General features: G+C 60.7%; 16 protein-coding genes. 10 read left to right on the top strand and 6 right to left on the bottom strand.

The annotated features are described in order from the left end of the window. Positions 1 to 369: 369 nt before the first annotated feature. The 3 genes from ASF13_RS05555 to yeiP form a co-directional block, all read right to left on the bottom strand. Positions 370 to 1,077, bottom strand: coding sequence for a phosphatase PAP2 family protein (locus ASF13_RS05555; protein ID WP_056233415.1), 708 nt, complete (start codon positions 1,075 to 1,077; stop codon positions 370 to 372). Between the two features lie 47 nt (positions 1,078 to 1,124). Further along, a complete protein-coding gene (locus ASF13_RS05550; RefSeq protein WP_056233413.1) occupies positions 1,125 to 2,111 on the bottom strand; it encodes a GTP-binding protein in 987 nt (328 codons plus the stop codon). A 199-nt stretch (positions 2,112 to 2,310) separates the two neighbouring features. Further along, entirely contained in the window at positions 2,311 to 2,883 is a 573-nt protein-coding gene (gene yeiP, locus ASF13_RS05545; protein ID WP_056233411.1) for an elongation factor P-like protein YeiP, read from the bottom strand. A gap of 233 nt (positions 2,884 to 3,116) precedes the next feature. On the opposite strand from yeiP, the gene ASF13_RS05540 reads away from it, so the two are divergent. After that, positions 3,117 to 3,371, top strand: a complete 255-nt coding sequence (locus ASF13_RS05540; RefSeq protein ID WP_056233409.1) for a YkgJ family cysteine cluster protein — start codon at positions 3,117 to 3,119, stop codon at positions 3,369 to 3,371. A 5-nt stretch (positions 3,372 to 3,376) separates the two neighbouring features. Here ASF13_RS05540 and ASF13_RS05535 read toward each other — a convergent pair whose 3' ends face one another. Then, entirely contained in the window at positions 3,377 to 4,573 is a 1,197-nt protein-coding gene (locus ASF13_RS05535; RefSeq protein ID WP_056233407.1) for a sugar efflux transporter, read from the bottom strand. 403 nt (positions 4,574 to 4,976) lie between these two features. Between ASF13_RS05535 and fruB the strand changes: the two genes are divergently transcribed. The 5 genes from fruB to ASF13_RS05510 all read left to right on the top strand — a co-directional run bounded on the left by fruB (position 4,977) and on the right by ASF13_RS05510 (position 9,554). Further along, complete coding sequence (gene fruB / locus ASF13_RS05530; protein WP_056233406.1) at positions 4,977 to 6,110, top strand: fused PTS fructose transporter subunit IIA/HPr protein; 1,134 nt, start codon at positions 4,977 to 4,979, stop codon at positions 6,108 to 6,110. Further along, entirely contained in the window at positions 6,107 to 7,048 is a 942-nt protein-coding gene (gene fruK, locus ASF13_RS05525) for a 1-phosphofructokinase (protein ID WP_056233404.1), read from the top strand. Before fruB ends, fruK begins: the two co-directional genes overlap by 4 nt. A 16-nt stretch (positions 7,049 to 7,064) precedes the next feature. Then, positions 7,065 to 8,759: a PTS fructose transporter subunit IIBC gene (gene fruA, locus ASF13_RS05520; RefSeq protein ID WP_056233401.1), complete on the top strand. Its 1,695-nt coding sequence runs from the start codon at positions 7,065 to 7,067 to the stop codon at positions 8,757 to 8,759. 142 nt (positions 8,760 to 8,901) lie between these two features. Then, complete coding sequence (locus tag ASF13_RS05515; protein WP_072166293.1) at positions 8,902 to 9,258, top strand: type II toxin-antitoxin system RelE/ParE family toxin; 357 nt, start codon at positions 8,902 to 8,904, stop codon at positions 9,256 to 9,258. Beyond that, entirely contained in the window at positions 9,255 to 9,554 is a 300-nt protein-coding gene (locus tag ASF13_RS05510) for a helix-turn-helix transcriptional regulator (protein WP_056233399.1), read from the top strand. Before ASF13_RS05515 ends, ASF13_RS05510 begins: the two co-directional genes overlap by 4 nt. 128 nt (positions 9,555 to 9,682) lie before the next feature. Here the strand turns inward: ASF13_RS05510 and nfo are convergent, their stop codons facing one another. Then, positions 9,683 to 10,531 (bottom strand): deoxyribonuclease IV, encoded by an 849-nt coding sequence (nfo, locus tag ASF13_RS05505; RefSeq protein ID WP_056233397.1) that lies wholly within the window; start codon positions 10,529 to 10,531, stop codon positions 9,683 to 9,685. A 285-nt stretch (positions 10,532 to 10,816) separates the two neighbouring features. Here nfo and yieE point away from each other — a divergent pair, with 285 nt between their 5' ends. From yieE to ASF13_RS05485, 4 genes are all read left to right on the top strand, one after another. Then, a complete protein-coding gene (gene yieE / locus ASF13_RS05500) occupies positions 10,817 to 11,689 on the top strand; it encodes a DNA-binding transcriptional regulator YeiE (RefSeq protein WP_056233395.1) in 873 nt (290 codons plus the stop codon). Between the two features lie 174 nt (positions 11,690 to 11,863). After that, positions 11,864 to 13,330: an amino acid permease gene (locus ASF13_RS05495; protein ID WP_056233393.1), complete on the top strand. Its 1,467-nt coding sequence runs from the start codon at positions 11,864 to 11,866 to the stop codon at positions 13,328 to 13,330. Positions 13,331 to 13,476: 146 nt separating this feature from the next. Continuing rightward, positions 13,477 to 14,559 carry an iron ABC transporter permease gene (locus tag ASF13_RS05490; protein ID WP_056233391.1) on the top strand — a complete coding sequence of 361 codons (1,083 nt, stop codon included), beginning with the start codon at positions 13,477 to 13,479 and terminating at the stop codon, positions 14,557 to 14,559. After that, positions 14,559 to 15,341 carry an ABC transporter ATP-binding protein gene (locus ASF13_RS05485; RefSeq protein ID WP_056233388.1) on the top strand — a complete coding sequence of 261 codons (783 nt, stop codon included), beginning with the start codon at positions 14,559 to 14,561 and terminating at the stop codon, positions 15,339 to 15,341. Before ASF13_RS05490 ends, ASF13_RS05485 begins: the two co-directional genes overlap by 1 nt. Before the next feature lie 192 nt (positions 15,342 to 15,533). Here ASF13_RS05485 and fghA read toward each other — a convergent pair whose 3' ends face one another. Next, positions 15,534 to 16,376: an S-formylglutathione hydrolase gene (gene fghA, locus ASF13_RS05480; protein WP_056233387.1), complete on the bottom strand. Its 843-nt coding sequence runs from the start codon at positions 16,374 to 16,376 to the stop codon at positions 15,534 to 15,536. Positions 16,377 to 16,449 lie beyond the last annotated feature (73 nt).

The raw sequence follows: 16,449 nt of genomic DNA, 5'->3' as shown, positions 1-16,449 counted from the left end.
TAGCCATCCTGCCTAATCGAATTCGAGATTACCCCATTAGATGCCGCATGGCGAGGGATTTTTAAGGAGTTTTTGATTGCTTTTTGTGATGTCAAATCCCGGATAACGCATTGGCGATATTCTCGACAATCTGCTGGCCGTACCAGACAGAAAACGCCCGAAATCGCGCCGGTCAACGGGTCACCCGGTCAGATTAGGAATAATCCGGCTAGACAACAACGAGTTACCGGTCCCTGCCCGCAGTGGCTAAATATAACAAAATCCTCTTAATCATATCCGGTAAGCATCCTCATTAACGCCGTAAACGAAAAAGGGGGACGCGAATATACGTCCCCCCTGTTACAGCGATGTGACGAACTAATAGCCCGATTATGCGACCGGTTTATATTTCCCCGGTAAATTGCGGTTAAGTACGTTGACCAGAAAATCACTGGCCGGGGTGAGCAGCCACCAGCTCATGCCGACCAGCACGATTGAGAGCGATCCGACGGCAATATCGGTAAACCAGTGGGCACCGATCATCACCCGTGGCAGCGCAAACACCAGCACGATCGCCACCGCAATAGCGAAGGCGCGGCGGGTGAAGTAGCGCAGCATAAAGCAGGCAAAGATCATCAGCATCATGCCGTGATCGCCGGGGAAGCTGTCCGCCGAGGCATCCTTGGTTGGAATACCGGTCAGTTCCGCAACGTGGTGTACGCCGGGGAAGTATCGGGTTGGGCTGGGGTGGGAGACCGGGATCAGGTGGCCCAGCTGGTTGAGGCCCACGGCGGTGATCAGCATGGTGATGCCGATCGCCAGCATGCGGCGGCGGCCCTGCGGCGTCTCTTTCAGCCAGAAAGAGAGGTACAGCGCGCCCATCGCCAGCAGCGAGACGCCGTCAAAAGCGCGGAAGTTGGTCACCGCCACCAGCCACAGCAGCGGTTTGCTGGTCACCAGGTGGTCGTTAAAGCCGTAGAAAATGGCCTTGTCGAGGGCAAACCACTGGCCGTGGCCGGCCGGCAGGTACCACGAGAAGAACAGCGCAAGGCCGAGGGCGTTAAGCAGCAGAATCAGTATCAGGCGTTTTGAAGTCATGTTTTTTTCAGGGGCTTTATCAAGTAGAGCGGAATGCGCCGCACAGGTTATGCCCCAGAGTGTAAACGAAGTTTCAACAAAGCGGTTTGTAAAGTATTCCAGTCGGCCTGCTGCTCGTGGATCAGTTCGATGCGGCTGTCCAGCGGCTCGGCGGCGCGGGTCTCAATATGGAAGTCGTTGCCCTGGCGATTGATGCTCACCGCGCCTTCCGCAATGCGCAGTACGCCCTTCACCCGTGACACAGGTGCCAGCCGCGCCCACTCCAGCAGGCCGATGGTGTCAAACACCGTATCGCCGTCAAACACCCAGCCCGCCGCAAAGTAGCCCTGGCCCTGGTTCAGCGCCCGCCGCCAGCGCGCCGCAGCGTCCAGCTTCATTCCGGCCAGCGGCGAACGGGGCGCTGCGTGCGGGTGATGATGTTCCGGCTGCGGCAGCGGCTGCAGATTGCGTCGCGGCGTATCCAGCAGGGCGATATCCACCGCGCCGTGCTGCACGCTGAGCAGCGGACGATCGCCACCGGCCTGCTGCTGCCACTGCTGCAGGGCGCTGCGGCAGGCGTCATCCCAGCGGTCAGCCTTGCTGGCGACGATAACGTCGGCGGCGGCCAGCTGGTCACGGAAGTTCTCGTTGGCCACCACCTTAGGGTCGGCCAGCTGGCGCGGGTCGAGCAGGCACAGCGTGGCGCGCAGGTCGATCCACGGCTGGTAGACATCGGCCGTCAGCATTTCAAGGATCTGCTTCGGGTGGCCCAGCCCGGTCGGCTCGATCAGCAGCCGGTCCGGCTTCACCTGCTTCAGCAGCGTATTCAGCCCGACCTGCATCGGCAGCCCGTTAACGCAGCACATGCAGCCGCCGGGGATCTCTTTCAGCACCGCGCCGCTCTCCGCCAGCAGGGCACCGTCGATGCCGATCTCACCGAACTCGTTAACCAGCACCGCCCACTTTTCACCTTCCGGCTTGCTGGCCAGCAGGTGGCGCAGGGTGGTGGTTTTGCCGCTGCCTAAAAAACCGGTGATCAGGTTAACCCGGGTCATCATTACGTCCTTAATCGTGGTGAATATTACTTTTGTTATAACATAACAAAAAGGGCGATGTCACCGGACATCGCCCCCCTAAAACGGCCTTTACGCGCTGGCTTTAACACTCAGCCGATGCGCCACTCTGCACGGCAACCCGGCAACCCGGCAACCCGGCAACCCGGCACACAAACCAGCGGCCTGCCGGTGACGATAACTAGTCGGCGCGGCTCATATAGCGGCGCTCGGGGATATGGATACGGATTTTATCGCCGTTGCTCAGGTATTCCGGCACCTGCACTACCAGCCCGGTGCTCATGGTGGCCGGTTTGGTTCGTGCGCTGGCGGATGCGCCTTTGATGCCCGGCGTGGTTTCCACAATTTCCATATCCACGGTCTGCGGCAGCTCCAGCGCTAGCACCTGGCCGTCCATGGTCAGCACCTGAATGCCCGGAATGCCGCCTTCCGGCAGAAACAGCAGCTCGTCGGCGATCTGCTCCTGCTTAAAGTTGTACGGGGTGAAATCTTCATCATCCATAAACACGTACTCGTCACCGTCAATATAGGAGAAGGTGACCTGGCGGCGGCTGAGGGAGATGGTGTCGAGGATATCGTCGCCCTTAAAGCGCTCTTCCACCTTCAGGCCGGTGCGCACGTCGGTGAAGCGCATTTTGTACAGCGTGGAGGCGCCGCGCGCGCTCGGGCTCTGCACATCAATATCCTTAACCAGCAGCAGCTTACCGTTATAGCTGATGGCCATACCTTTTTTGATTTCGTTTGCTCTTGGCATTTCACAGATCTCGACTGGCTGAACGGGATAATTTGTCGCGACACGTTACTCGCGGAAAGCCCGCCAGGCAAGCGTCTGCTGTACCGCTGCGTGAAAATTTTATCGCCGTAAAACGGGCACCCCTTCCCCGCGGCGCAAAGATAGTATTTGGCCGGGCTTGCTGCTATTGTCGCGTTTTTTAAGGGGGGCAAGCGGGCATCGTGCACGCACTCACCCGGCATAAAGGATGGAAGATGGAGTGTCGCATTGACTGTGGGGCCTGCTGCACCGCGCCCTCGATTTCATCGCCGATCCCGGGGATGCCGCACGGCAAGCCGGCCAATACCCCCTGCATCCAGCTGGACGAGCGCCAGCGCTGTAAAATCTTTGGCTCGCCGCTGCGCCCGCCCGTCTGTGCTGGCCTGCAGCCCGACCGCGAAATGTGCGGCAGCAGCCGCGCGGCGGCGCTGGTCTGGCTGCTGGATCTGGAAGCGGCTACGGCGCCCTGAGCCGTTTACCGTCGATCGCCAGGCTCTGGCACCCGCAGCAGGCACAGCACCGACGCCGTCATCATCACCAGCGCAAACCAGAACACCGAGTGGTAGCTCCACACCTCGGCGACCAGGCCGGCCAGCGAACCGCCGACGATCCAGCCCATCCGCGTCGAGTTGGTAAACAGCGTGGTGGCTGCCCCGGCCTGGCCGGGCATCAGATCCTGGAAGTAGATCATGCCGATGGCGGCGATCACCCCGATAAACACCGCGTTGGGGATCTGCAGCAGCAGCATCGCCAGCTCGCTGGAGAACAGCAGAGTGCCGGCGTAGAACAGCAGCCCGGCCCCGGCGGCAATCAGCATCAGCGGCCGTTTGCCAAAGCGCTTTGCCACCAGCCCGGCGAACAGCATTACCGGGATCTCCAGCCCGGCCGCCAGCCCCATCATAATCCCCGCCAGCTTTTCCGGCAGCTGCAGATCGTTGACCACGTACAGCGGCATCACGATCAGGTACAGCCCGTTGCTTGACCACATCAGCGTACTGGCGAGGAACAGCACCAGCGTGGCGCGGCGGTTGCGGCGCGGTGCCTGCAGCGGCGCGCTGGCGGTGGTCACCGTGGTTTTCTGCATCGACGGCAGCATGGTATGCACCACCACCGCGCAGAGCGCAAAGGCCACGGCGGCCACCAGATACATTGAGCGGAAGCCGTAGCCCAGCGCCAGGCTGAAGGCCAGCGGCGGCCCGAAGATCCACGCCAGCGAGATCTGCGCGCGCATCACCGAGCTGAACATGGTGCTTTCGCGGCCGGTTTTATCGGCGTGCTCGCGCGCCAGCGCAAACATCTGCGAGGTGGCGCTGCTGCCGAAGCTGGCCAGAAACACGCCGACGATCATCAGCACAAAGTAGTTACGGTTCCAGGCAAACAGCATTGAGGCCAGCGCACCGAGCAGGCAGCAGACGAAGATCAGCGTTTTACGATCGCCCTTACTGTCCGAGTAGCGGCCCAGCAGCTGGCTGACCACGATACCGATCACCGCGTTGACGGTGAAGAACAGCCCGACCATAAACGGCCTGGCGTGCACCTCGCTGCTGAGGAACAGGCTGAGGGTTGGCGTTTGCAGCGCGCCCGCCAGCCCGGAAACGAAGGCGACGAGCAGAAACGCCAGCGATTTACCGTCGGGCAGCAGGGCGCGCGGGGAAGCTAAAGGTACAGGCATAGTCAGGGGAACCGGTCAGAGGAATAAAAACGGCCAAATTTTACGCCTGTTGCCGCCGATCAAAAAGCGCTTTCACGGATGTTGCATAAGCTATGCCGGTTTAAGCACTTTTTGCACAAAAGGCTGAACAGCGTCAGCGCCGGTAGCGGGATCGGCTATCGCGTTCAGCATCGCGTCAGCCGGCCGTCGTTTTCACCGGATTAATCCGCGCTGGTTTTAGCTAAAAATGTGCGGAGCGTCAAAAATCTGCTATATGAAACGCGGTAAATCTTGCACAAAACGGGCTGTCGGGACCACACTTCTTGAAACGTTTCAGCGTTACTCCTGCGGCATCCCAGACACGGTGATAACGCTTTTATTCTCAGATAAGCTGAAACGATTCAAATTCAGCAGCGAGGGTTCCATGTTCCAGTTAGAAGTGAGTGCTATCAAGCCCGGCGCGCAGGCGGCCGACAAACAGGATGCCATCCGTCAGGTCGCCGCCGCGTTGACCGCCGCCGGTAACGTCGGCGAAGGCTACGTAAACGGTATGCTGGCGCGCGAGCAGCAGACCTCAACCTACCTCGGTAACGGTATTGCCATTCCGCACGGCACCACCGACACCCGCGACCTGGTGCTGAACACCGGCGTGCAGGTGTTCCAGTTTCCGCAGGGCATCGCCTGGGGTGACGATCAGACCGCCTATGTGGTGATCGGCATCGCCGCCAAATCTGACGAACACCTGGCGCTGCTGCGTCAGCTGACCCACGTGCTGAGCGATGACAGCGTGGCAGAGCAGCTGAAAAGCACCGACTCGGCGGAAACCCTGCGCGCGCTGCTGATGGGCGAAAAGCAGGCCGCCGAATTTAAATTTGACGCTTCGCTGATTACCACCGACGTTGCGGCGGGCGATCTGATCACCCTGCAGGCGCTGAACGCCGGCCGTCTGCAGCAGGCGGGCGCGGTGGACGCGGCCTTCGTCAGCAGCGTGATTGGCGCTAAGCCGCTGAACCTTGGCCAGGGCATCTGGCTGAACGACAGCGCCGTCGGCAACCTCGCCAGCGGCGTGGCGATTGCCCGCGCGGCGAACGCCTTTGAGGTTGACGGTGAGAAAGCCGCGCTGCTGGTCACCGTGGCGGTTGCCGACGACCAGCCGCTGCACGTGCTGAACTACCTGAGCGACCTGCTGATTGCACAGAAGGCCGATCGCCTGCTGCAGGCCGACGCCGCCGGCATCCTCGCGCTGCTGACCAGCATAGTGGATGAGCAGGCCGAACTGCTGACCGAAGAGTTTGTGATCCGCAACGAGCACGGCCTGCACGCCCGTCCGGGCACCGCGCTGGTCAGCGTGATCAAGCAGTTTAACTGCGACGTAACCGTCACCAACCTCGACGGCAGCGGCAAGCCGGCCAACGGCCGCAGCCTGATGAAGGTGGTGGCGCTGGGCGTGAAAAAAGGCCATCGCCTGCGCTTCACCGCCAGCGGTGAAGATGCCCGTGCGGCGCTGGATGCAGTAGGCGAAGCCATCGCATCCGGTCTGGGCGAGGGGGCACAATGAGCAGACGCGTTGCCACCATTACGCTGAACCCGGCTTACGATCTGGTCGGCTATATTCCGGAAATCGAACGCGGTGAAGTCAACCTGGTGAAAACCACCGGGCTGCACGCGGCCGGTAAGGGTATTAACGTTGCCAAAGTGCTGAAAGATTTAGGCATCGACGTCACCGTCGGCGGTTTCCTCGGTAAAGAGAACCAGGACGGCTTCCAGCACCTGTTCAGCGACCTGGGCATTGCCAACCGCTTTCAGGTGGTGGAAGGCCGTACCCGCATCAACGTTAAGCTGACCGAGCAGGGCGGTGACGTCACCGACCTGAACTTCTCCGGCTTTGAAGTCACCGGGCAGGACTGGGAGCGCTTTACCACCGACTCGCTGACCTGGCTGGGCCAGTTCGATATGGTCTGCGTCAGCGGCAGCCTGCCGGCCGGCGTCGATCCGGACGCGTTCACCGAGTGGATGCGTCAGCTGCGCAGCCACTGCCCGTGCATCATTTTTGACAGCAGCCGCGAAGCGCTGGTAGCGGGCCTGAAAGCCGCGCCGTGGCTGGTGAAACCGAACCGTCGCGAGCTGGAGATCTGGGCCGGCCGCAAACTACCGACATTACAAGATGTGATTGAAGCAGCACATGCGCTGCGTGAGCAGGGTATCGCCCACGTGGTGATCTCGCTGGGCGCTGAAGGCGCACTGTGGGTCAATGCTTCAGGGGAATGGATTGCCAAACCCCCTGCCTGTGACGTGGTCAGCACCGTGGGTGCCGGCGATTCCATGGTTGGCGGCCTGATTTATGGCCTGCTGATGCGTGAATCGAGCGAGCACACGCTGCGCCTGGCGACGGCAGTGGCGGCGATGGCCGTCAGCCAGAGCAATGTGGGCGTTACCGATCGTACCCAGTTGGCCGCAATGATGGCGCGCGTCGACCTGAAACCTTTCAATTCCTGACAGCAGGAGACCCATAATGAAAACGCTGCTGATAATAGATTCTTCGCTGGGGCTGGCAACCGGACATCTGGCAAAAAACATCACCACCGCCGCGGCGGCCAGCGCCGGCGTGACGCTGACCGATAACCCGGCAGAGGCCGATCGCATCATCGTGGCCGGGAAAAACATTCCGGCCGACGCGACGCTGAACGGCAAAGCCATTTACCTCGCCGACATCCAGCAGCTGCTTAGCCAGCCGGCTGCGGTGCTGGCGCAGGCGCAGACCGATGCACAGCCTTACCAGGCCCCGGCGGTTGCTGCGGCTGCACCGGTGGCGGCGGCGGGCAACGGCCCGAAACGTATTGTGGCGGTAACCGCCTGTCCGACCGGCGTGGCGCACACCTTTATGGCGGCGGAAGCTATCGACACCGAAGCGAAAAAACGCGGCTGGTGGGTGAAGGTGGAGACCCGTGGTTCCGTGGGTGCCGGTAACGCAATTACCGCAGAAGAAGTGGCGGCGGCGGATCTGGTGATCGTCGCGGCCGATATTGAAGTGGACCTGGCGAAATTCGCCGGTAAGCCGATGTACCGTACGTCTACCGGCCTGGCGCTGAAGAAAACCGCGCAGGAGCTGGATAAAGCGGTGGCGGAAGCCAAACCTTACCAGCCTGCGGGTGGCCAGCAGGCCGCCGCAGGTGATGATAAGAAAGAGAAGGCCGGTGCCTACCGTCACCTGCTGACCGGCGTGTCTTACATGCTGCCGATGGTGGTGGCAGGGGGCCTGAGCATCGCGCTGTCGTTCGCCTTTGGTATCACCGCCTTTAAAGAGCAGGGTACGCTGGCCGCCGCGTTAATGCAGATCGGTGGCGGCAGCGCCTTCGCGCTGATGGTCCCGGTGCTGGCGGGCTTTATCGCCTTCTCGATCGCCGACCGTCCGGGTCTGACCCCGGGCCTGATTGGCGGCATGATCGCCACCAGCATCAACGCCGGCTTCCTTGGCGGCATTATCGCCGGCTTTATCGCCGGTTATGCGGCGAAGTTCTTAAGCCAGAAGGTCAAACTGCCGACCAGTATGGAAGCGCTGAAGCCGATCCTGATCATCCCGCTGGTCGCCAGCCTGATTACCGGCCTGCTGATGATTTACGTGGTGGGTAAACCGGTGGCGGGCATTATGGCCGGCCTGACCAGCTGGCTGGCGAACATGGGTACCGCCAACGCGGTGCTGCTGGGCGCGGTGCTGGGCGGCATGATGTGTACCGATATGGGTGGCCCGGTGAACAAAGTGGCTTACGCCTTCGGCGTCGGCCTGCTGAGCTCGCAGACCTATGCGCCGATGGCGGCGATTATGGCGGCCGGTATGGTGCCACCGCTGGCGATGGGTGTGGCAACGCTGGTTGCGCGTCGTAAGTTCAACAAGGGTCAGCAGGAGGGCGGCAAAGCGGCGCTGGTTCTCGGCCTGTGCTTTATCTCTGAAGGCGCGATTCCGTTCGCCGCCCGTGACCCGATGCGCGTGCTGCCCTGCTGCATCGTCGGCGGCGCGCTGACCGGTGCGCTCTCCATGTGGATTGGCGCCAAACTGATGGCACCGCACGGCGGCCTGTTCGTGCTGCTGATCCCGGGCGCGATTACGCCGGTGGTTGGCTACCTGCTCTCTATCGTTGCCGGTACGCTGGTGGCGGGCCTGACTTACGCGGTGCTGAAGCGCCCGGAAGCGGAGCTGGCAAAAGCCTGATTCACCGAGTAATACAAACCAGCCCCTGCCTGCGCAGGGGCTTTTTTTTGCCTCTTATCCGGACCCGCTCGTAAAACTAAAAATATAAACTGTGGTTTATATAAAGTGCTAGACTCAACGTGTACAGTAAAGGAATTTGGCGGTGGAGAAATGGATTGTTGATACCACAGAACGTTTTGACCGGTGGTTGAGAAGTCAGGATGAAGCCATGATTGAGGACGTGCTTTCCAGCCTGCAGACGCTTGAGCTGTTTGGACCCAGACTGGGACGGCCAGATGTTGATCAGATTAAAGGCTCTGCATTCAAAAATATGAAAGAGTTGCGTGTTCAGAGTAACGGGCGCCCTGTAAGGGCATTCTTTGCTTTTGACCCCCTGAGAATGGCTATTGTGCTGTGTGCGGGGGATAAAACCGGTCAGAAGAGTAAGCGATTTTACAGCGAGATGATAAAAATCGCTGATGCAGAATACACGAAGCATCTGGAAGGAATAAGCACATGACCAAACTGAGCCAACTGATTGCCGAGCGCTCTGCGGAGTCTCAACAGCGTATTCGCGAGAAAACGGAAGCAAAAATTCTTGAGATCCGTTTGCGGCAGTTACGTGAAGAACAGCATCTTTCACAGAGTGAACTGGCCGCTAAAATGGGCGTCAGCCAGCCAGCCATTACGGCGATTGAGTCTCGAGGCGAGGAAATTAAGCTGGCGACTTTAAAAAAGTACGTTGAGGCACTGGGCGGAAAGGTCAGTCTGAACATTGAGATGCCTGGCGGAAGCGGGCGCATTTATCCGGTTTAAATCGGTGCAGATAAGCACCTGTCCGCATCCTTCCTGAGCCCACATTATCGTGGGCTCTTACAACATGCGGTGTTAAGCCCGCTTCGCAAACCTGATGCTGGCTTAATCTGTCATCCGCGATTGCGCGACTATGACGACACCTGCTCCGACTTAAGCCACGCAATTTCATCGATCCAGATATCCGGATTGATGGTTTCCAGAATCATCGGGATGCCGTCGAAGCGCGGGTCTTTCATCAGCCAGCTGAAGGCGGCCTTGCCGATATTGCCCTCGCCGAGGCTGTGGTGGCGGTCAACCCGGCTGTTAAAGGCGCTTTTGGCATCGTTCAGGTGCATGCCGCGCAGGTACTGAAAACCCACCACCCGTTCAAATTCGGCAAAGGTGTTCTCACACTCCTCTTCACTGCGCAGATCGTAGCCGCCGGCAAAGGCGTGGCAGGTGTCAATGCAGACGCCGACGCGGGATTTATCCTCCACGCCGTCGATGATTGCCGCCAGGTGCTCGAAGCGGAACCCCAGATTGCTGCCCTGACCGGCGGTATTTTCAATCACGGCGGTCACGCCCTCGGTTTTATCCAGCACGATATTCAGCGACTCGGCGATGCGCTTTAAGCAGGCTTCTTCGCTAATCTGCTGCAGATGGCTGCCCGGATGGAAGTTGAGCAGGCTCAGCCCCAGCTGCTGGCAGCGGGTCATCTCATCGAGAAACGCCTCGCGGGATTTTTCCAGCGCCTCCTCAACCGGGTGGCCGAGGTTAATCAGGTAGCTGTCGTGGGGCAGGATCTGCGCCGGGGTAAAACGGTACTGCTCACACGCCTGTTTAAAGGCGGTAATCACCTCATCCGTCAGCGGCGCGGCGCGCCACTGGCGCTGATTCTTGGTAAAGAGCGCGAAGGCAGTGGCTTCGATTTCTGCCGCGCGTTTCACCGCCTGGTCCACGCCGCCAGCGGCGCTAACGTGGGCACCGATAAATTTCATGCCTTACTCCTGTTAATGACTCGATTTTACTGCCGGTTATGATAACTGCAAACGTGCGGTGAACGCAGGTTTTGATGAAAATGGCCTTCACAGATGCCGTATAAAGCCCACCTGCCGGTGTAAGCTGTCAGTGAAGTTGCTCCACAGGCAGTTTAAGAGCCGCGTATTTGCTTAAAAGAATCACGGGTTATATATTGGAAATCTACCACTATAAGTATTAATCAGCCGACGCAGCGATCGGCATTAAGTGCCATTTTTGAAGCAAGAGTCAGAAGGGGAAGGATTATGCACATTACGCTACGCCAGCTGGAAGTCTTCGCCGAAGTGTTAAAAAGCGGCTCCACCACCCAGGCCTCGCAGGTGCTGTCGCTGTCGCAGTCGGCGGTCAGCGCCGCGCTGGCCGATCTGGAGGGGCAGCTTAGCGTACAGCTGTTTGACCGGGTCGGGAAGCGGCTGGTGGTGAACGAGCACGGGCGACTGCTCTATCCACGCGCCGTCGGGCTGCTGGAGCAGGCCCAGGAGATCCAGCAGCTGTTCCGCGACGATAACGGCGCGCTGCGCATTGCCGCCAGCAGCACTATAGGCAACTATCTGCTGCCGGGAATGATCGCCGGCTACCGCCGCGACTACCCGACGCTGCCGCTGGAGCTGAGCGTCGGCAACAGCCAGGACGTGATCACCGCGGTGGCCGATTTTCAGGCCGATATCGGCCTGATCGAAGGGCCCTGCCATATGGCTGAACTGGTGACCGAGCCCTGGCTGGAGGATGATCTGGTGGTGTTTACCGCGCCCGACGCGGCGATCCTCAGCCAGCCGGTGACGCTGGCCAGCCTGGCTGAAGCGCCGTGGATCCTGCGCGAACACGGCTCCGGCACGCGGGAGATCGTCGATTATCTGCTGCTGTCGCACCTGCCGAGCTTTGAGCTGGCGCTGGAACTGGGTAACTCAGAGGCGATCAAGCACGCGGTGCGCCACGGGATGGGCGTCAGCTGCCTGTCACGCCGGGTGATCGCCGAGCAGCTGGAGATTGGCACGCTGGTGGAACTGCCGCTGCCGTCGCCACTGCCGAAGCTGAAACGCACGCTGTACCGCATTCATCACCGGCAGAAGCACCTGTCGAAGGCGCTGGAACGTTTCCTTAGTTACTGTAAAGAGTAGGCCCTGGCGGACGTAACCGGCCTCAGCCGGGCGGCCAGCGCGCTTGCGAAAACTGCCATAACTAATAATTATGGCAAAATTATGAACCTAACTTATAACCGAGGGTAATCACTATACGCGCTGCGGCAGGTTGCTATAATCGCGCCTCATTTTTGACACAGACAGCGGTAACACATGGATCATGACACAAAAACAACACAACAACCTGGCTTAAGGCGCGTACTTAAAGCCCGCCACTTAACGATGATCGCCATTGGCGGTTCGATCGGTACCGGTCTGTTTGTCGCCTCCGGCGCCACGATTTCTCAGGCGGGGCCGGGCGGTGCGCTGCTCTCCTACGCGCTGATCGGCCTGATGGTCTACTTCCTGATGACCAGCCTCGGCGAACTCGCCGCCTTTATGCCGGTTTCCGGCTCGTTCTCCACCTACGGTTCAAAGTACGTTGAAGAGGGCTTCGGCTTCGCGCTGGGCTGGAACTACTGGTACAACTGGGCGGTGACCATCGCCGTTGACCTCGTCGCCGCACAGCTGGTGATGAACTGGTGGTTCCCGGACACCCCGGGCTGGATCTGGAGCGCGCTGTTCCTCGGCCTGATCTTCCTGCTTAACTACATCTCGGTGAAGGGCTTCGGCGAAGCGGAGTACTGGTTCTCGCTGATTAAAGTGGTGACGGTGATTATCTTTATTGTCGTTGGCATGGCGATGATCGTCGGCATTCTGCACGGGGCTGAAAATGCCGGCTGGCACAACTGGCAGACCGGCGACGCGCCGTTCGCCGGCGGCTTTGCGGCGATGATTGGCGTGGCGATGATCGTTGGCTTCTCGTTCCAGGGTACCGAGCTGATCGGCATTGCGGCCGGTGAGTCAGAAGACCCGGCGAAAAATATTCCGCGCGCGGTGCGTCAGGTATTCTGGCGCATCCTGCTGTTCTACGTGTTTGCCATTCTGGTGATCAGCCTGATTATCCCGTACACCGACCCGAGCCTGCTGCGCAACGACGTGAAAGACATCAGCGTCAGCCCGTTCACGCTGGTGTTCCAGCACGCCGGCCTGCTGTCGGCGGCGGCGGTGATGAACGCGGTGATCCTGACGGCGGTGCTGTCGGCGGGGAACTCCGGCATGTACGCCTCCACGCGGATGCTCTATACCCTGGCCTGTGAAGGCAAAGCGCCGCGCATGTTTGCCCGACTGTCGAAGGGCGGCGTGCCGCGCAACGCGCTGTATGCCACTACCGTGGTCGCCGGGCTGTGCTTCCTCTCTTCGATGTTTGGCAACCAGACCGTCTACCTGTGGCTGCTGAACACCTCGGGGATGACCGGCTTTATCGCCTGGCTGGGGATCGCCATCAGCCACTACCGCTTCCGTAAAGGCTATATGGCGCAGGGCCGGGATCTGGCCGACCTGCCGTACCGCTCCGGCTTCTTCCCGCTCGGGCCGATCTTCGCCTTTGTCCTGTGCCTGATGATTACCCTCGGCCAGAACTATCAGGCGTTCCTCGCCGATACCATCGACTGGGGCGGGGTGGCGGCGACCTATATTGGCCTGCCGCTGTTCCTGGCGATCTGGCTGGGTTACCGCTGGACGCACAAAACCCGCGTGGTGAAGTACCGGGAAATGGAGTTCCCCACCTTCAGGAAGTAAGCGGAAATAACCTGCCGGGCGCGATTATTCGCGCCCTTTTTTTGTTAACCGCCGTTACGAATATCATTGATAACTATTCTTGTTTTCGTTACTTTTACCGCCGTAATGCTGGCGTAGCCGCCTCACCAGAGAAACAGGGTCTTAAGATGAGTGTAAGCGTTGATTCGGCGCAGTCCGCCGACCAAACCCCGCCCGACGGCGCGATGGGCCGTTATCACCAGGTGCTGCGGCACCGGCTGCTGATTATGGGCGGGCTGCTGCTGCTGATCCTCGCTTCGCTGCTGCTCGACTTTACCCTTGGCCCGTCCGGGCTGTCGCTGGCCACCCTGTGGCAGACGCTGATCTCGCCGGAGTCGGTGGATGCCGGTACCCGGGTGATCGTCTGGGATATCCGCCTGCCGTATGCGCTGATGGCGGTGGTGGTGGGGCTGGGGCTGGGCCTCGCCGGTGCCGAAATGCAGACCATCCTCAATAACCCGCTGGCCAGCCCGTTTACCCTCGGCGTCTCCTCTGCCGCCGCCTTCGGCGCCGCGCTGGCGATCGTGCTGGGCATCGGCATTCCCGGCATTCCCGACCAGTGGTTTATCTCCGCTAACGCCTTTGTGTTTGCGCTGCTGGCCGCGCTGATGCTGGACGCGGTCACCCGCTGGACCCAGGTCTCCACCTCCGGGGTGGTGCTGTTTGGCATCGCGCTGGTGTTCACCTTTAACGCGCTGGTGTCGATGATGCAGTTTATCGCCAGCGAAGATACCCTGCAGGGGCTGGTGTTCTGGACCATGGGCAGCCTGGCGCGCTCATCATGGGACAAGCTGGCGGTGCTGAGCATTGCGCTGCTGATCCTGGTACCTATCTCGATGATGAGCGCCTGGAAACTGACCGCGCTGCGGCTGGGGGAGGATCGCGCGGTGAGCTTTGGCATCGACGTGCGTCGTCTGCGCCTCGGCACCCTGCTGCGCATCAGTATTATCTCCGCGCTGGCGGTGGCCTTTGTCGGGCCAATCGGCTTTATCGGCCTGGTCGCGCCGCACATCGCGCGCATGGTGTTCGGTGAAGATCACCGCTTCTACCTGCCGGCCAGCGCGCTGACCGGGGCGCTGGTGCTGTCGCTGGCCTCTGTGGCGTCGAAAAACATCCTGCCAGGGGTGATCATTCCGGTGGGTATCGTGACCTCGCTGGTCGGCGTGCCGTTCTTCCTGAGTATTATTCTGCGCCATCGGGGGAATATCTGATGCAGGGACTGAAAATCAGCGGCTTCAGCGCCGGTTATCCAAAACGTCAGGTGATTACCGACCTGAACATTCCGCTGCTGCCGCGCGGTAAAATCACCGTGCTGCTGGGGCCGAACGGCTGCGGCAAGTCGACGCTGCTGCGCTCGCTGGCCGGGCTGAATAAGGCCAGAGGTGAGCTGTGGCTGAACGGTGACGAGCTGATGAGCCTGCCGTTTGCCCGCCGCGCATCAAGGGTGGTCTACCTGCCGCAGTCGCTGCCGGCCGGGGTACACCTGCACGTGCTGGAGTCGATTATCGTGGCGCAGCGCGCCTCCGGCGGACGCAGCACCGCCGCCAGCGAAGCCGAGGTGATGGCGCTGCTGGAACAGCTGGGCATCGCCCACCTGGCGATGAGCTTCCTCGATCAGCTTTCCGGCGGGCAGAAGCAGCTGGTGGGGCTGGCGCAGTCGCTGATCCGCCGCCCGGAGCTGCTGCTGCTCGATGAGCCGCTCAGCGCCCTCGACCTTAACTACCAGTTCCACGTGATGGACCTGGTGGCGCGCGAGACCCGCCAGCGCAATATCGTGACCGTGGTGGTGGTGCATGACATCAACATCGCGCTGCGCCACAGCGAACACGTGCTGATGCTGCAGAACGGCAGGCTGATTGCCGACGGTGCGCCGGAGGAGGTGATCACCCCGGAGAGCCTGGCGAAAGTCTACGGCGTGCGCGGCCGCATTGAGCGCTGTTCGCACGGTACGCCGCAGGTGCTGATTGATGGCCTGGTGGGGGATGTGGCCTGAGCCGGCATCGGGCGCGTTAAAGGATGGCCGGCAGGCCAGGTCCCGGACGGCCCGGCCAGTTAACGTCTGTCAGGTTTTGCGGCCCGGGGGGCTGAAGTCTGTCGGGATTAACGGACTGGCGCTGGCCTGTTCAGCAAAAAAGGGGCAGCCTGCACAGGCTGCCCCTTTTTACATTGCCGCCACGGGCAAAGGCTACACCAGCAGATGTTTCGCGTGGAAGCGCAGGTGATCTTCCACAAAGCTGGCGATAAAGAAGTAGCTGTGATCGTAGCCGGGCTGGATGCGCAGCGTCAGCGGATAGCCGCGATCGCGGGCGAAGGCGGCCAGACGCTCCGGCCGCAGCTGGTCGGCGAGGAACTGGTCGCTGTCGCCCTGGTCGATCAGCATCGGCAGCTGGTCGCTGGTCTGGCTCAGCAGCCAGCAGCTGTCGTACTCTTTCCACGCCTGACGATCGTCCCCAAGATAGTGGCGGAAGGCCTTCTGGCCCCACGGAACCTCCAGCGGATTGACGATCGGAGCAAAGGCGGAGACCGAGCTGAACTTGCCCGGATTACGCAGCGCAAGGGTCAGCGCGCCGTGGCCCCCCATCGAATGCCCCATGATCGCCTGACGATCGCTGACCTTAAAGCGGTCCGCAATCAGCGCCGGCAGTTCGTCGTTAATGTAGTCATACATACGGAAGTGCGCCGACCAGGGGGCCTGGGTGGCGTTGAGGTAGAACCCCGCGCCCTGGCCAAGATCGTACCCTTCATCATTCGCCACGCCTTCGCCGCGCGGGCTGGTATCCGGCATCACCAGCACCAGGCCAAGCTCGGCGGCGACCCGCTGTGCGCCGGACTTAACGCTGAAGTTCTCATCGGTGCAGGTCAGCCCGGCGAGGAACCAGACCACCGGCGGCGGAATATCGTCCTTCGGCTCCGGCAGAAAGATGCTGAAGGTCATCGGGCAGTTCAGCACCGCCGACTGATGGCGGTAGCGCTGCTGCCAGCCGCCGTGCATGCGGTGTTCTTCGAGTAGTTCCATATTATCAGCCACTTTTCCTCCTTTTGCCGTCACAGAAGGCGTTGTCTCTGCGTTGGCTGCGCTCGGCCACCCCGGTCACATAGTT

The sequence above is a fragment of the Erwinia sp. Leaf53 genome (assembly GCF_001422605.1).
Lineage (GTDB): Bacteria > Pseudomonadota > Gammaproteobacteria > Enterobacterales > Enterobacteriaceae > Erwinia.
Note: the sequence above shows the minus strand (reverse complement) of the source record. Positions and strands in the feature narration are given on the sequence as shown.

Bases quoted from the DNA above. Each gene is read 5' to 3' on its own strand.
- ASF13_RS05555 (WP_056233415.1), bottom strand. From the start codon at position 1,077: ATGACTTCAAAACGCCTGATACTGATTCTGCTGCTTAACGCCCTCGGC.
- ASF13_RS05550 (WP_056233413.1), bottom strand. From the start codon at position 2,111: ATGACCCGGGTTAACCTGATCACCGGTTTTTTAGGCAGCGGCAAAACC.
- yeiP (WP_056233411.1), bottom strand. From the start codon at position 2,883: ATGCCAAGAGCAAACGAAATCAAAAAAGGTATGGCCATCAGCTATAAC.
- ASF13_RS05540 (WP_056233409.1), top strand. From the start codon at position 3,117: ATGGAGTGTCGCATTGACTGTGGGGCCTGCTGCACCGCGCCCTCGATT.
- ASF13_RS05535 (WP_056233407.1), bottom strand. From the start codon at position 4,573: ATGCCTGTACCTTTAGCTTCCCCGCGCGCCCTGCTGCCCGACGGTAAA.
- fruB (WP_056233406.1), top strand. From the start codon at position 4,977: ATGTTCCAGTTAGAAGTGAGTGCTATCAAGCCCGGCGCGCAGGCGGCC.
- fruK (WP_056233404.1), top strand. From the start codon at position 6,107: ATGAGCAGACGCGTTGCCACCATTACGCTGAACCCGGCTTACGATCTG.
- fruA (WP_056233401.1), top strand. From the start codon at position 7,065: ATGAAAACGCTGCTGATAATAGATTCTTCGCTGGGGCTGGCAACCGGA.
- ASF13_RS05510 (WP_056233399.1), top strand. From the start codon at position 9,255: ATGACCAAACTGAGCCAACTGATTGCCGAGCGCTCTGCGGAGTCTCAA.
- nfo (WP_056233397.1), bottom strand. From the start codon at position 10,531: ATGAAATTTATCGGTGCCCACGTTAGCGCCGCTGGCGGCGTGGACCAG.
- yieE (WP_056233395.1), top strand. From the start codon at position 10,817: ATGCACATTACGCTACGCCAGCTGGAAGTCTTCGCCGAAGTGTTAAAA.
- ASF13_RS05495 (WP_056233393.1), top strand. From the start codon at position 11,864: ATGGATCATGACACAAAAACAACACAACAACCTGGCTTAAGGCGCGTA.
- ASF13_RS05490 (WP_056233391.1), top strand. From the start codon at position 13,477: ATGAGTGTAAGCGTTGATTCGGCGCAGTCCGCCGACCAAACCCCGCCC.
- ASF13_RS05485 (WP_056233388.1), top strand. From the start codon at position 14,559: ATGCAGGGACTGAAAATCAGCGGCTTCAGCGCCGGTTATCCAAAACGT.